Annotated in this window: 15 protein-coding genes; 1 reads left to right on the forward strand and 14 read right to left on the reverse strand. The window is 47.9% G+C overall.

Annotated elements, in window-relative coordinates:
* Nucleotides 1–3 precede the first annotated feature (3 nt).
* The 6 genes from purC to QOS03_RS06420 all read right to left on the reverse strand — a co-directional run bounded on the left by purC (nucleotide 4) and on the right by QOS03_RS06420 (nucleotide 7236).
* Complete coding sequence (gene purC / locus QOS03_RS06395; RefSeq protein ID WP_283575772.1) at nucleotides 4–720, reverse strand: phosphoribosylaminoimidazolesuccinocarboxamide synthase; 717 nt, start codon at nucleotides 718–720, stop codon at nucleotides 4–6.
* A gap of 273 nt (nucleotides 721–993) precedes the next feature.
* On the reverse strand, nucleotides 994–2292 hold the full coding sequence (gene purB, locus QOS03_RS06400; RefSeq protein ID WP_283575773.1) for an adenylosuccinate lyase: 1299 nt from the start codon (nucleotides 2290–2292) through the stop codon (nucleotides 994–996).
* A 12-nt stretch (nucleotides 2293–2304) separates the two neighbouring features.
* The gene (purK, locus tag QOS03_RS06405; RefSeq protein ID WP_283575774.1) at nucleotides 2305–3459 is read right to left on the reverse strand and encodes a 5-(carboxyamino)imidazole ribonucleotide synthase; all 1155 of its coding nucleotides are present in this window, start codon (nucleotides 3457–3459) and stop codon (nucleotides 2305–2307) included.
* Complete coding sequence (gene purE, locus QOS03_RS06410) at nucleotides 3443–3907, reverse strand: 5-(carboxyamino)imidazole ribonucleotide mutase (RefSeq protein WP_034539052.1); 465 nt, start codon at nucleotides 3905–3907, stop codon at nucleotides 3443–3445. Before purE ends, purK begins: the two co-directional genes overlap by 17 nt.
* A gap of 184 nt (nucleotides 3908–4091) precedes the next feature.
* A complete protein-coding gene (locus tag QOS03_RS06415) occupies nucleotides 4092–5753 on the reverse strand; it encodes a formate--tetrahydrofolate ligase (protein WP_283575775.1) in 1662 nt (553 codons plus the stop codon).
* 454 nt (nucleotides 5754–6207) lie between these two features.
* Complete coding sequence (locus tag QOS03_RS06420) at nucleotides 6208–7236, reverse strand: AI-2E family transporter (RefSeq protein ID WP_272222970.1); 1029 nt, start codon at nucleotides 7234–7236, stop codon at nucleotides 6208–6210.
* A 121-nt stretch (nucleotides 7237–7357) separates the two neighbouring features.
* Here QOS03_RS06420 and QOS03_RS06425 point away from each other — a divergent pair, with 121 nt between their 5' ends.
* On the forward strand, nucleotides 7358–8539 hold the full coding sequence (locus tag QOS03_RS06425; protein WP_283575776.1) for an SAM-dependent methyltransferase: 1182 nt from the start codon (nucleotides 7358–7360) through the stop codon (nucleotides 8537–8539).
* Between the two features lie 101 nt (nucleotides 8540–8640).
* Here the strand turns inward: QOS03_RS06425 and QOS03_RS06430 are convergent, their stop codons facing one another.
* The 8 genes from QOS03_RS06430 to QOS03_RS06465 form a co-directional block, all read right to left on the reverse strand.
* Nucleotides 8641–9189 (reverse strand): RBBP9/YdeN family alpha/beta hydrolase, encoded by a 549-nt coding sequence (locus QOS03_RS06430; RefSeq protein WP_283575777.1) that lies wholly within the window; start codon nucleotides 9187–9189, stop codon nucleotides 8641–8643.
* 194 nt (nucleotides 9190–9383) lie between these two features.
* Nucleotides 9384–9758, reverse strand: coding sequence for an AzlD domain-containing protein (locus QOS03_RS06435; protein WP_283575778.1), 375 nt, complete (start codon nucleotides 9756–9758; stop codon nucleotides 9384–9386).
* A 2-nt stretch (nucleotides 9759–9760) separates the two neighbouring features.
* The gene (locus QOS03_RS06440) at nucleotides 9761–10735 is read right to left on the reverse strand and encodes an AzlC family ABC transporter permease (protein WP_283575779.1); all 975 of its coding nucleotides are present in this window, start codon (nucleotides 10733–10735) and stop codon (nucleotides 9761–9763) included.
* A gap of 387 nt (nucleotides 10736–11122) precedes the next feature.
* Nucleotides 11123–12301: a sensor histidine kinase gene (locus QOS03_RS06445; protein WP_169461786.1), complete on the reverse strand. Its 1179-nt coding sequence runs from the start codon at nucleotides 12299–12301 to the stop codon at nucleotides 11123–11125.
* 109 nt (nucleotides 12302–12410) lie between these two features.
* Nucleotides 12411–13100, reverse strand: coding sequence for a response regulator transcription factor (locus tag QOS03_RS06450; RefSeq protein WP_006499325.1), 690 nt, complete (start codon nucleotides 13098–13100; stop codon nucleotides 12411–12413).
* 99 nt (nucleotides 13101–13199) lie between these two features.
* On the reverse strand, nucleotides 13200–13427 hold the full coding sequence (locus QOS03_RS06455; RefSeq protein ID WP_283575780.1) for a hypothetical protein: 228 nt from the start codon (nucleotides 13425–13427) through the stop codon (nucleotides 13200–13202).
* Nucleotides 13428–13657: 230 nt separating this feature from the next.
* Entirely contained in the window at nucleotides 13658–13825 is a 168-nt protein-coding gene (locus tag QOS03_RS06460) for an LPXTG cell wall anchor domain-containing protein (protein ID WP_283575781.1), read from the reverse strand.
* A gap of 141 nt (nucleotides 13826–13966) precedes the next feature.
* Nucleotides 13967–14377: DDE-type integrase/transposase/recombinase (locus tag QOS03_RS06465; RefSeq protein ID WP_283575782.1), on the reverse strand; the 411-nt coding region annotated here is incomplete at its 5' end.

A 14377-nucleotide genomic window follows, 5' to 3' on the forward strand; every position in this document is an offset into this window, starting at 1 on the left:
TGATTAGTCCTCCTTAACGGCTTCTTGCAGGCGTGCGTAAACTTCATCATAGGTCGTAGTCAGATCAGCCAGGTTCTTGCGGAATACGTCTTTATCCATGTGAGCGTTGGTCTTGATATCCCACAGACGGCAGTTGTCAGGCGAAAATTCATCAGCCAGTACCAATGAGCCGTCTGAAAGCTTACCGAATTCCAGCTTGAAGTCAACCAGCTTCATGCCAGCCTTCTTAAACAGGGGCGTCAAAAGCTTGTTGCAACGCCGTGCCAGTTCCCAGCATTGTTGGTATTCTTCATGCGTGCAGGCCTTAATGGCAACCGCGTCAGATTCATTGGCGAATGGGTCATCCAAGGCATCACTCTTGTAGAACGTTTCTTCAACTGGTTCATCCAGCGTCATGCCATCCTCTAAACCGAAGCGGGAGGCAAAGTGACCAGCGCAGACGTTGCGCGTAACGAATTCTAGCGGGAACATGTGACACTTCTTAACCAATTCTTCCTTTTCCGAAAGGCGCTTGATGAAATGGGTTGGAATGCCGTTTTTAATCAGGTATTCAAAAACCAGCGTCGAAATGTCGTTGGCTGCTTCACCCTTTCCGTCAAAGTGGTCCTTACGCTTACCATTAAGCATCGTTGCCTGATCCATGTAAACTACCCGTAAAACGTCAGGATCTTCGGTTTGCCACATTTGCTTTGCTTTGCCGGTATATAACAGCTTTTCCATTTTTGATTGCCCTCCTTATAGGCTAAAAACGAATTGATGAATTGGTTAACGCAAAATTGTTCGTTAAATCCTGCTATTATCGTACGCATATTTTTAAAAATCGTCAAGCGTATAGCCGAACCTTTTTCGTTTTATAATCATAAAATAATGGTTTTTATAAGTTTAACGTTTAACTAAATCGCCATTTTAATTAAATTGTTCGTGTTTTGACTGTTGAAAAGCAAACAAAAAGCATCGACCCGTTTGATCGATGCTTTTTTAGTTTAATGATGATTAATCGTCTAGGCCAACCCGCCTGAAGATGTCGTCAACATGACGCAGATGCCAGTGGTAGTCAAAGGCATCATCCAGGTCTTTTTTGGTCAGTTGCTTTTGAATCGTTGGGTCAGCTTCCAGCAGTGGCCGGAATGGCACTTGTTCGGCCCAGCACTTAGCCGTGTATGGCTGAATCAGATCGTAGGCATTTTCCCGCGTCATGCCAGACTTAACCAGCTTGAGCAGAACTCGGCCAGAGTAGATCAAGCCCAGCGTCTTATCCATGTTCTTCTTCATGGTTTCAGGAAAGACGTCCAGATTTGCCAGGATCCGGCCAAAACGGTGCAGCATGTAGTCCAAAAGCGCCGTCGTGTCTGGCAGAATCATTCGTTCAGCGCTGGAGTGAGAAATGTCGCGTTCATGCCACAGTGCCACGTTTTCATAAGCCGTAACGACATGACCGCGCAATACCCGCGCACAGCCGCAGATATTTTCGGAGCCGATCGGGTTGCGCTTGTGCGGCATTGCTGAAGAACCCTTTTGACCCTTGGCAAAGTGTTCTTCAACTTCATGGATTTCCGTCCGCTGCAGCGAACGAACCTCGGTAGCCATTTCTTCTAGACTGGTCCCAATCAAAGCTAAAGCAGCGATGTATTCAGCATGCAGATCACGTGGCAGCACTTGGCTGGAAACTTCTTGCGCACGCAGTCCCAGTTTTTCGCAGACGTATTGTTCAACGCGTGGGTCAACTTCAGCAAACGTTCCCACGGCCCCAGAGATCTTACCGGCTTCAACACCAGCGGCCGCGTGTTCGAAACGTTCGTAGTCGCGCTTCATTTCAGAATACCAGCGGGCAACCTTGAGGCCAAAAGTCGTTGGCTCAGCGTGAATCCCGTGCGTCCGCCCCATGCAGACCGTGTACTTGTATTCATTGGCCATCTTTTTCAGGATTTCCATAAAGTTCTTGATGTCTTGACGCAGAATCTCATTGACCTGCTTAAGCTGGTAGCCTTGAGCCGTATCAACGACGTCAGTACTGGTCAGACCATAGTGTACCCACTTGCGTTCTGGGCCCAGCGACTTGGAAACGTCACGCGTAAAGGCGATCACGTCATGGTGCGTGACGGCTTCGATTTCTTGAATGCCTTCCACGGTGAATTTGGCGTTTTGCTTAATTTTTTCAACGTCTTCTGCTGGAATCTTGCCCAGCTTGCTCCAGGCTTCGTCAGCCGCAATTTCTACGGCCAGCCAACATTGATAGCGGGTTTCATCGCTCCACAGCTTCTTCATTTCTGGACGGGTATAACGATCAATCATTAATCTTTTCTCCTATTCATCGTCCCAAACATGGGAATCTTTAATTTGCTTCAAGGTTTCTTCAATATCATCGGTCAAAATCGTGACATGGCCCATCTTCCGGTTATGCCGAATCTCAGCCTTGCCATAGTCATGAAAATGCCATTGCGGATATTCATGAATCAAACGGCGCGTGCCAGCTACGTGCTGACCTAAAACGTTGACCATTACGACTGGACTCAGCAGCTTGATCTTAGGCAACGGCCAGTTGCAGATCGCGCGATTGTGCACCGCAAACTGTGAAAAGTTGCAGGCCTCGATCGTATAGTGACCGGAATTATGTGGTCGTGGGGCCAGTTCGTTGACATAGAGCTGTCCATCGGCACCGACAAACATCTCAACACCCAAGATGCCTTTTAGATCAATGGCCGTGGCAATCTTTTCAGCCATCTGCTGAGCACGTTGCTGCCATTCAATCGGCATGCGGGCTGGCACGATGCTCAAGTGCAGAATTTCATGAGCATGAATGTTTTCACTGACAGGAAAGACGGTAATGTCGCCATCCGTATTGCGCGCTACCATAACTGAGCATTCCATCTTAAATGGTACCCAGCCTTCCAGAATGTCATCGCCATACTGCAGTACTTCTTCAGTAATCGGGTCATTCAGGTCTTGCGCACTCTTTAAAACCATTTGGCCATGACCATCATACCCACCTTCGCAAGTCTTTAAGACACAGGGATAGCCAAGTTTTTCCACGGCCGCGTTCAGATCAGCACGATTCTTAACCGTCGCAAATGGTGCCGTCTGCAGGCCTGCGTCGCGCAAAAACGTCTTTTCGCGAATCCGATTCTTGGTCGTGTATAAGAGATTGGTTCCCTGAGGAATGGCAACTTGATCAGCAACGTCTCTTAAGGCCTGCAGATCAACGTTTTCAAACTCATAGGTCAAAACGTCAGCTCGCCGTGCCAGTTCTTTGATTGCCGCCACGTCAGCATAAGGCGCCACAATTTGATCATCAGCAGCCTGGGCGGCAGGACATTGTGGCGTCGGATCCAAAATAATAACCTTCATCCCGGCTGCCTTAGCAGAAAAAGCCATCATCTGACCCAGCTGACCACCACCAATAATCCCGATCGTCTTGCCCTGTTCAATATAGGCTTCTGGATGCTTAGTCAAGTTCGGCATTGCTGGCCACCGCCTTGTCATGCATTTCTTTACGGAAAGCCACAATCTTGTCTTGCAGGGCTTGGTCATTGATGCCTAAAATCTGAATGGCCAATAAGGCAGCGTTCTTAGCCCCAGCATTACCGATTGCCGTAGTGGCGACCGGAATTCCTGCTGGCATCTGCACGATGGAAAGCAGCGAGTCCATGCCGCCTAACGCCTTGGTCTGCCCCGGAATCCCAATCACCGGCAATGGCGTGTTGGCAGCAATCATCCCTGGCAGATGAGCGGCCCCGCCTGCACAGGCAATAATAACCTTAACGCCATTTTCTGCCGCGTGCTGGGCAAAATCGAACATTTCATTTGGCATCCGGTGCGCTGAGATAACCTGCTTATCGTACTTGACGCCAAACTGATCCAAAATATCACATGCTTGCTTAACTGTTGGCCAATCGGACTTACTGCCCATGACCACGCTGATTTCACTGCTCACAATGGCACCTCCTAAAAACTGTCTCTAGCATAGCAAAACTTTTCAGCAAAAACAAGATTTTTCACGAACCGGAATAAATAAGATAATTATAATGTTCGTCTTTAATACAATAGCTCCAACACAAAAAAGAGCGCCCGCCGCGCCCTTTTCTTTAGTGATCTTAGAATAAACCAGTAATGTTGCCTTCACCGTCAATATGCATGTTAACGGCAGCTGGCTTCTTACCCAGACCAGGCATCGTCATCACGCTGCCGGACAGAGCTACGACAAAGCCCGCGCCCAGCTTAGGAACGAATTCACGAATATGGAACGTAAAGTCGGTTGGCGCACCCAGTTCCGTTTGATCATCGGTAAATGAGTACTGCGTCTTAGCAATGCAGACCGGCATGTTTTCCCAGCCCATTTCATGGAACTTCTTGAGCTGCTTTTGGGCCTTCTTGGAGAATTCAACATCCTTGGCACCGTAGATGGTCTTGGCAATCGTGTTGACCTTGTCTTCAATCGAGTCGTCTTCAACATCGTAGAGCTCGTGGAAATCGCTTGGCTGATCAGCCAGTTTGACAACTTCCTTAGCCAGGTCAACCGTACCTTCACCGCCTTTAGCCCAGGCATCGGCCAAAACCACGTTAACCCCTAGTTCATGGCAATTGTCTTCAATCGTCTTGATTTCGGCTTCAGTGTCAAAAGTAAAGTGGTTGATCGCAACAACGACAGGCAGGCCATAGCGCTGCATGTTCTTGATGTGACGGTTCAAGTTGGCCAGGCCCTTCTTAAGCGCTGGCAGCTGTTCTTCCTTAAGATCGGCAAGTGCTGCGCCACCATTGTATTCCAGTGCCCGTACCGTAGCCACGATTACCAGCGCGTCTGGCGTCTTGCCCAGCACTGGCCGCTTGATGTCCAGGAACTTTTCAGCCCCCAGGTCAGCACCGAAGCCAGCTTCCGTAACCGTGTAGTCCGCCAGCTGCAGAGCCGTCTTGGTAGCCAGCACTGAGTTGCAGCCATGGGCGATGTTGGCAAATGGGCCCCCATGAACGATGGCCGGCGTGTGAGCCAGCGTCTGAACCAGGTTTGGTTTTAAGGCATCCTTAAGCAGAATCGTAATGGCATCGCTAAAGCCAAGCTCGCCAACCGTAACTGGCTTTTGGTCGTAGGTGTAGCCCACTACGATCTTGGAAATCCGCTGCTTCAAATCAGCCAGATCCTTAGAAAGACAAAGGATTGCCATCAATTCAGAAGCCGCCGTAATGTCAAAGCCGGTTTCACGCGGTACCCCTTGCATTACGCCGCCCAGACCGGTTACCACGTGCCGCAGCACCCGGTCGTTAACGTCAGCCACCCGCTTCCAGATAATGCGGCGTGGGTCCAGATTCAGTTCGTTGTCCCGCATGATGTAGTTGTCGATCAGAGCAGCCAGCGTGTTGTTGGCGCTGGTCAAAGCATGCAGGTCCCCCGTAAAGTGCAGGTTGATGTCTTCCATTGGTACGACTTGGCTGTAGCCACCACCAGTTGCACCACCCTTGATGCCAAAAACAGGCCCCATGGATGGTTCACGCATTGCAATTACGGTTTGGTGACCAAGCAGGTTCAGGGCATCCCCCAGGCCAACCAGAACCGTTGACTTACCTTCACCAGCCGGGGTTGGGTTGATTGAAGTCACCAGAATCAGCTTGTGCTTTTTGTTAGGGGCTTCTTTGACCGGCAGATCGATTTTGGCCTTGTACTTGCCATATGGTTCGATCTCATCGGCACTTAAGCCCAGCTTTTCAGCAATCTTGGTAATAGGTTCCATTTCGGCAGCATTGGCAATTTCTAGATCAGTCATAGATGCGGTTCCTCCGTTTCACAAAAGCGAACATTATAACTTATATAAAGTTAAATAGACTTTAATTTAAGTACATTTATAACAACAACGGCTTTATTATGAGGTATAAACCGTAAATTGTCAATATTATAAAAAAAGCTCCATCCTGTTTGAATGGAACTTTTCTACTATTGTAATACATAAGTCAACTATCATCGACTAAAGTCAATGGTGGTTGACCTTTGTCTTAATTAACAATTTGAAAAGGGCGTTTTTTGATGACCAACAACAAAAACCAGGCAAATTAAGTGTAATCAAAAAGCCAACCCCCGATCCAAAACTTCTCGATCTTCAATAACATTGTCAAACACGCTAAGCATAAAAAAGCCAGCCTCGACCTTAACCGCTGCTGACTTTTCCAAAACCTATTAAATGCTGTTTTTCATAGCAGATATATGAAACGTTGCTAAAACATTTATTCACTTTGTTTTTGGTCGCCAATCGACTTTACGCCCATAATATCAAGCAGGAAAGTAAAGATCGGCACGCCGACGATCAAGCCCCAGGTACCAAACAGCTTTTCACTGACCATCAGCACTACGAACGTATAAAAGATCGGCAGTTCCGTGCGACTGGACATAAACTTGGGATTCAAGACGTACGACTCCAACGCATGAATTGCAATAATCATAATGATGATGTAGATCACATCACGAATGCCGCCAACCGAGTAGCCAACCATGCTCAGCGGAATCAAAGAAATGATCACCCCAGCAACCGGCACTAGACTGAAAACAAATACCATCAAAGCCAATGCCAGAATCTGCGGCATATGCATAAACATCAAACAGATCGTCGTCAGCGCCGTATTGCAAAGTGCGATGAAGAACTGGGCCTCTAAGACCACGCCGAACGTATTGACGAACTTCTTGCCAAAAAAGTAGATATCCTCAAACAGCCAGCTGAACAGATCACTAGTCAAAAACAATCGGCTGAACGAATACATCTGCTTGAGCTCAATCGTATAAAAGAAACTCAGAATAAATGACATAAAGAAAGTCACTGCCATCTTCGTCAAACTGGTCAAAGTCGAAAAGGCCAGGTTGATGCCATGCTTGACCTGGGCCGTTACGGTTTTGGCACTAATGTAATGATTGAGCTGTTTGATCAGCCAAGAACCGTCCTGCGACTGATAGAATTTCAAGACTGAGTTAACCATCTTGATAATCTGCGTGATCAGCAACGGCAGGTATTTGGTCACCGCAAAATAAACCGCCGCGATCAAAACGGCATAGGTTACCAAGACTACCAGCAGCGAGGGCAGTTTGGGAAGCCAGCGCTGCACGAAGCGAACCCAATGCACTACAATGTATGTAAAGATAAACGTCAGCAGGATCGCGCTCAGCATTCCCCGCACCAAATAGAGCACCCAGATCAACAGTGCCAACACCACAAACCGCCTTAATGGTACGTTATCGATGAATCGATGCCATGCATTGACCATCCAATCCCTCCTATTTTTAGACAATTTAGCCTAAGTATAGCATGTCATGACTCAAATTCCGCCTAATTTTACTGCGAGGTGTATAATAACGTGCATACGGATTGGAAAGAAGGAAATTTTCATGTTGGAAAAGACGTTTTATAAAGTCTTGCTGAGTCGCTCATTTACCATCCCCGTTAAAATCGTTTTCTGGGATGGCTCCTCGGTAGTCTACGGCAATGGCGAGCCGCAAGCAACGATCCGGTTCAACGAGAAGATTCCAGTGCGCGACCTGACCAAAAACGCTTCAATCGCTTTGGGCGAGGCCTTCATGGATAAGAAAATTGAAATTGACGGCAGCATTCAAAAAGTCATTGAAGCGGCCTACGAAAGCAAAGACAGCTTTATGCGCAACAGCAAGTTCCACCGAATACTGCCCAAACAGAGTCATGGTGAAAAGGAAAGCGCCAGTGACGTCCAGAGCCATTATGACGTCGGCAACGATTTCTATAAGCTATGGCTGGACGACACGCTGACCTATTCATGCGCTTACTTTACCAACGGCAACCATGACGATCTGACGGCCGCGCAAATTGCCAAGGTCCACCACATCATCAACAAGCTGCACCCACAGCCTGGCAAAAAGCTGCTCGACATCGGCTGCGGCTGGGGCACCTTGATGCTGACGGCCGCGCGCGAATATGGGCTGAAAGTTACCGGCGTTACGCTGAGCAAGGAACAGTATCGCCTGGTGCAAAATAAGATTGAAGAAGAACACCTGCAGGACGTCGCCGAGGTCTTATTGATGGACTATCGTGAACTGGGCGATCGGCAATGGGACTACATCGTTTCCGTGGGGATGTTCGAACACGTCGGTAAAGAAAACCTGGGTCTATACTTTAAAGATATCGCTCGCTATCTGACCAATGATGGCGTAGCGCTGATTCACGGCATCACTCGGCAGCAGGGCGGGGCCTACAACGGCTGGATCAATAAGTATATCTTCCCTGGCGGCTATGTACCAGGCTTGCAGGAAATGGTTGGTCATATCGTTGAAAACAACTTGCAGATCGCTGATATCGAGATGCTGCGGCGTCACTATCAGCGAACGCTTGAAATCTGGGACATGAACTTCAATGCCCATCGCGCTCACATTCAAGATATGATGGGCGAACGGTTTACACGCATGTGGGATCTGTACCTGCAAGCATGCGCGGCCTCATTTGAATCGGGCAACATCGACGTCATGCAATTCTTGATTACCAAGGGTGCATCCGGCAAGAACCTGCCAATGACGCGCGACTACATGAGCAATCAGCAATAAATAAAAAGATCTGTCACGTTTTCAGTATGGCGGATCTTTTTATTTTGAAGATAAAGCTAGCGATAAATCTAATGTCAATGCTAGTCGCAATGGCCACCAAGTCAGTCAACGCCGGCAACGCGTTTTAGCTCCGTCAATGCTAGCGGAAATTCCGTAAAGCCATCGCTAGTTAAGAAATGCCCACCATCTGGACGTACGATCAATTTGGCACCCAATCGATTGGCCATGGCTACACCAAACTGATATGGCGCAATGGGATCGTTTTGCGCTGTGATCACGGTCGCCCGGCTGATTTTGGGCCGCACTTGGTGATAGTCAACCCCGCCCTGCATGAATTCATCTAAACCCGCGTAGTCTGGCAGCGGCTGATCAAACGCCCCTACCAACATCAGGCCCACGTTCTTAACGTTATGCCGCGCCAGCCAGTGTACTGCCGTTATGCAGCCCAGACTATGCGCTACCAGCGTAATGCCATCTTCGGTTTTGATTTGATCGTCAACCGCTTGATTCCACGCTGCCGGTTGCGGGGCAAACGGATCAGGCAGCCAGAGTCGATCCAGCTCAATTTCCGGTCGTGCCGCTTTTTCCAGCCATGGGAACCAGTCATCATCGCGGGTGGAGGTCCCATGAATCAAATATGCTTTTTTCATCAAATTGCTCCCCTCGTTTTATCAATACTTGGCTTAATTATAAGATGAATCGCCCCAGCTAGCTTAACGCAAAATGAAAAAGCGCCATTTTCAGCCGGCGCGGACAGTTCCGACGCAAGGCAGCCCATGATGATTGGCCTCAGAACCCAGCCATCATACGCTTGAAAATGACGCTTCAATTATTCGCAAATATTTTAAATTACCAAAGAGATCAACCAGACCGCAGCCAGACCGCCAATTACGGAAACGGCCATGGAACGCGTAAAGTAGGCAACGATCATTACGATAACGGCAGCCAGAATCTGACTGACATGGCCAAATGGCACAAAGGTGTAGGTCTTGCTCATAAAGATCGACTTAACAACCAATGCCGTAAACAGACTGACCGGCACGTACTTCATCCATTCGTTGAACCACAATGGAATCTTACGGTTGGTAAAGAAACGCATTGGGAAGTAGCGCGGAATGAATGCCGCAATGGCAGCAATAACGATGACGATCAAATGATAGGTCAGGTTATGATGACTGGGTACCAACGACAGCACCGGCATACCAGTTAATAAATCCATATCTATTTATCTCCACTCGATTTCTTGCTTTCCTGCTTAGCAGCTGCCGTCTCGGATTCGGAATTTTCATTCGTAGCATCCTGATCGGCATCTTTTTTGACAGGATCGGACTCTGCTGCATCTTTTTTCAGACGGTCTTTTAATTCGGCCTTTAACTCAGCCTCAACCTCAGCTTCTCGGTCCTTTTCTTGGCGGTCGCTGATCGTATCACGCGATGAAGCCGGTCGGAACAGTTTGCGCATGATCCAGGCATCATCGGGATGATCAGAACGTTGGCGAACCGTATTTTCGATCATGAAACCAATAAACGAAGCAATCAAAGTCGCGATGATGATTCCCAGCGTGCTCTTGGTCAGACTCAAGAAGATGACTGCCAGTACCGCAGAAACCAGACTGATCAACAATGACAGGTGATTGCGCACCTGCATCACGATCATGTATAAGAACAGCGCCGTCAAGGCAAAGTCAACGATTTCCAGATCGATGTGCACGGCACTGCCGATCAGGCCGCCGACCATATTGCCCCCTGCCCATGATAAAAGCGAGTAATGCTCAACCATTAAGGCGTCTTTTGGCGTCCAGTTTTTGTCGGTCGCGAATTTCAGATAGTTGACGGCATAGTTTTCATCGTTCATCGAAACAGAAAACAGCCAGACGAAGCGCTGCGACTCGTTTTGCATATACTTGGAAAGACTTGATCCCAGCAATGCATAGCGAAGTTCCAAGAAAAACAGCGTCATAAAGATTGAGGAGATGGGTGCATCAAGCATCAACAGTGAAGCCAAGATGAATTGAGCCCCACCGGAGAAAACCATCACCGAAACAAGAAACGTCAGCAGGAAGTTCATCCCCGCGGCGTGTAACAAAATCCCACAGGCAACGCCAATTGGCACGTAACTCAGGCAAAGCGGCATTGAAACGCCCAATACCTGCAGCCATCTGGCACCTTCTGGATTGATTTGCTGTGCTTTAGCCAAAAAGTATATCCCCCAGCATTTAATTTAATTGTTTTTCATCTTTTATCTCGTATTCCTTTGAACACGATGCAATTCCAGTCTAACATATTTAAATTTTAAAGAATACCAGAATAGCCCGATTTAGTTCGGTTTTTGCTGATCGTTAAGCAAGGGCAAGCTGCCAGTACAACTGTTCATATGCAGCATTATCATGATCAGCCCATGCATACAATGCTGCCGACTCAAAAAATGCAGCACCGGCAGCCCGATCCTGCATTGATTTATGGCACCAAATTCGCTGGGCGCCAGTCAGTTAATTTCAGCTGACCGGAGCCATGGCCGATCTTAACTGACTCAGCTATCAATAATCACTCAACTGCCGGCATTTTACAGCCAGTAGTCACAATGCTATTCGGCTGGCTGCGCTTTGGCAGAGTCCCCATTGACCGCTGCTTCTGATGGCGCGGTTTGACTGGCTGGCAGCACCACGGTAAAGGCGGTTTCCTTTTCATCAGAGGCTACCGAGACCTGACCATGGTGCCGGTCCACGACACCCTTGACAATTGCCAGGCCCAGCCCAGTCCCGCCAGTCGCTTTAGAGCGCGATGACTCAACGCGGTAGAACCGGTCAAAGACGTGCTTCAGCGACTTTTGCGGAATCGGCTCCCCGTTATTGGCAACCTTCACGATGATCATGTCATGGTAGCGCGCGGCCGAAAGTTTGATCCAGGTGGCCCCATGACCATACTTCAATGCATTTGCCACCAGATTGCTGAAGACCCGCCCCAGTTTTTCCGGATCAGCTTCAATCATTAACGGTTTAGGATCAACGTGCGTGGAAATCTCAATTCCTTTTTTTTCGGCTTCCAGCTCAAAACTGGCACTGACCTGTTCTAGCAGCGGATCCAGATCGACTTTCATAAAATTAAGTGGAGCGCCATGCTGCTGTACCTTGGTAAATTCAAACAGATCATCGACCATCCCCTTCATCTGCACGGCTTTTTCGTAGGCGATGTGGTTGTATTGCAAAATGTCTTGCTCACTGTGATACTGTTTGTTTTCGATTAAACCCAGGTAGCCAATAATGCTGGTCAGCGGCGTGCGCAGGTCGTGGCTGACGTTGGTGATCAGCTCATCTTTGGACTTTTCTACCTGCCGCTCATCGTCCATTGACTGAACGACGCTGTCAACCAACGTATTAACGCTGGTAATGACGTCCTGCAGCGAACCATTGAGCTTAAAGGGAATGCGGTGATCCAGATGTCCCTGCGCGATGTAATGCAGTTCTCTGATAATGTGGTCCATTTGGTACTGCCGATAGCGCCGCATCAAGCGCCACCAGAGAACCCAGACATCGATTACCAACATGATGCCGATCACGATACGCTGATAGCTCCAGATACGAATCTCCATCGGGCCAAACGCCAAGGATTGTTTAATGATGAAGATCCCGCTGTTGACGCCGGGATTATGCCGCACGATCCATTGCAGAATCACGATGATGGCCAGATTGATCATCGCTAGCAAAATCACCGTCGAGACGCCCTCAAAAAATAGCGAGCTCTTTTCACGCGTAGTTAATTTCAAACTTTACCCCCTAACCGCCCACGTAAATACCGCGAGCCTGCCTACCAAACATGATAAAAGGCCCAATGCCCATTTATCTGAGCGCCGGACCTCATCTATCAAATCAAAACTAGTGGCTTTCAACCTTGTAGCCAACGCCCCATACCGTTTCAATGACCTTTTCGCCACCGGTAGCGGCTTCGATCTTATCACGCAGGTGGCTGACGTGAACCATGACCGTCTTTGCCGAAACCACGGACTCTTGCTGCCAAACTCGTTCAAAAATATCATCCGCACTGAAAACACGGTTAGGATGACTGGCCAGCAGGTACAAAATTCCAAATTCCAGCGCCGTCAGCTGAATCGTATCACCCTTGAGCGTCTTGACCTCGTGGGAATCCTTGTTAATCACCAACGGACCAACGTTCAAGACATCCGGCTCATCGTTGGTCAGATCGCCTTTACTCCGCCGCAGCAGGGACTTGACACGGGCCATGACCTCCAGGGGATTGAAAGGCTTGGTGACATAATCATCGGCCCCCGTGATCAAGCCTTGAATCTTATCCATGTCCGTTGTCTTGGCCGAAACCACCAAAATTGGAATTGATGAATCCTTGCGCACCTGCTTGATAACTTCCATCCCGTCCATTTCTGGCATCATGATGTCTAGGATTACCAGGCTAATATCTGGGTTGGTGTTTAATTTGGTTAGGGCTTCTTTGCCGTTGTAGGCAGTAATTGGCTCATATCCTTCATTGCGGACATAGATTTCTAATAATTGAACGATGTCTTTATCGTCATCAACAATCAAAATTTTCATAAGCCGTACTCCTCATTTTTTCGTAATTTAGCTTCTTTTATTATAACGAGCCTAAAAGAAAAAAGCTCGCATCAGACGCGGGCTTTAGAAATGTTTAAATTACAGTCGTTCCAGCACGTGGTAATTCAAAATATCATCATCGCTCAACAAGGTGTTTTGCCCTTTTGCATGCGCGATGCTCCAAGGGGGTCCCGGCCGATGCGTCAGATTATCTGCCTCATGGTTCCAGGCATCGTACTGCTGATAGTATTGACCGTATTTTTGCGCCGTTTCGTTAATGATGTCAATAATTCGTTGAGCATCATCAAGCGCGACGACCTTTGGCATAAAGTCATAGTTATCAGCCAGCTTATCGGTATATTTGTTGTCGCGGTATACCGATCGCTATTCAAGCCGTGATCTGGTTTTATAGTCTATAATTTATTTTTCGGTGCAATTTGAGCGAATTTTGCACAGAAAACAGAATCGAGGCCTTGCAAAATAAAAATGCGACCCGCATTTGAGAGCCGCGCCTGCTTTGAACATCAATCAATTGACTGATCGATCCGTCGCAGCGATTATTTTTTCTTCTTATCTAGATACAGCTTGATTGCTACCCCAGCCACAATCACAACCCCAAGCAGAATCCAGAGCAGTGATTTGGCTTGACCAGTCTGTGGCAGCAAACCGAAAACAAATGACTTCTTAGCCGAGCTGGCAGATGCCGCAGGCGCACTTGGCGTCATTGGTACCGCGCTGGCAGACGTTGAGGTGGTGGAAGAACTTTCAATTAAAACTTGGGCAGGAAGAGGCTGGGCATAATTAAAAAATAGTTGAGCCGGAAATGGTACTGTGCCCTGTCAAGTTTACACATTAAATAATAAAAATTAGTTGGTCTTGCCAAAACGGTATTCCGCTGCGGTAAGGTCATTTCTCTTCGCTGAGATAAATTTCTCAGTGAAATAGGTAATTCCTTCTCTAACTTGTCCTTCTAGTTCTAATAATGTTTGTGCTTTAGACAGGTGTGCGATCCAAATAGCCTTAAAATCTGCCCACCAATGTTCCATTACGGCATTGTCAGCCGGTGTCCCTGGTGCTGAATAACTGTGTTGGGCATCATTAACTACTAAATACTGATTAAATGCTTTGGAAGTATACGCCGCACCACGATCAGTATGAATTAACGGAGCTAGTTCTCCTTCCTTCATCCGTGCTTGCTCAAACACTTGAACTACTCCTTCAGCGGTTTCTGTAGGTGTAATTAACCAACTTACTGGATATTGACCATATAAATCTAA

The sequence above is a fragment of the Limosilactobacillus pulli genome (assembly GCF_947381555.1).
In the GTDB taxonomy this organism is placed as follows: Bacteria; Bacillota; Bacilli; order Lactobacillales; family Lactobacillaceae; genus Limosilactobacillus; species Limosilactobacillus pulli.

Bases quoted from the DNA above. Each gene is read 5' to 3' on its own strand.
- purC (WP_283575772.1), bottom strand. From the start codon at position 720: ATGGAAAAGCTGTTATATACCGGCAAAGCAAAGCAAATGTGGCAAACC.
- purB (WP_283575773.1), bottom strand. From the start codon at position 2,292: ATGATTGATCGTTATACCCGTCCAGAAATGAAGAAGCTGTGGAGCGAT.
- purK (WP_283575774.1), bottom strand. From the start codon at position 3,459: ATGCCGAACTTGACTAAGCATCCAGAAGCCTATATTGAACAGGGCAAG.
- purE (WP_034539052.1), bottom strand. From the start codon at position 3,907: ATGGGCAGTAAGTCCGATTGGCCAACAGTTAAGCAAGCATGTGATATT.
- QOS03_RS06415 (WP_283575775.1), bottom strand. From the start codon at position 5,753: ATGACTGATCTAGAAATTGCCAATGCTGCCGAAATGGAACCTATTACC.
- QOS03_RS06420 (WP_272222970.1), bottom strand. From the start codon at position 7,236: ATGGTCAATGCATGGCATCGATTCATCGATAACGTACCATTAAGGCGG.
- QOS03_RS06425 (WP_283575776.1), top strand. From the start codon at position 7,358: ATGTTGGAAAAGACGTTTTATAAAGTCTTGCTGAGTCGCTCATTTACC.
- QOS03_RS06430 (WP_283575777.1), bottom strand. From the start codon at position 9,189: ATGAAAAAAGCATATTTGATTCATGGGACCTCCACCCGCGATGATGAC.
- QOS03_RS06435 (WP_283575778.1), bottom strand. From the start codon at position 9,758: ATGGATTTATTAACTGGTATGCCGGTGCTGTCGTTGGTACCCAGTCAT.
- QOS03_RS06450 (WP_006499325.1), bottom strand. From the start codon at position 13,100: ATGAAAATTTTGATTGTTGATGACGATAAAGACATCGTTCAATTATTA.
- QOS03_RS06455 (WP_283575780.1), bottom strand. From the start codon at position 13,427: ATGCCAAAGGTCGTCGCGCTTGATGATGCTCAACGAATTATTGACATC.
- QOS03_RS06460 (WP_283575781.1), bottom strand. From the start codon at position 13,825: ATGACGCCAAGTGCGCCTGCGGCATCTGCCAGCTCGGCTAAGAAGTCA.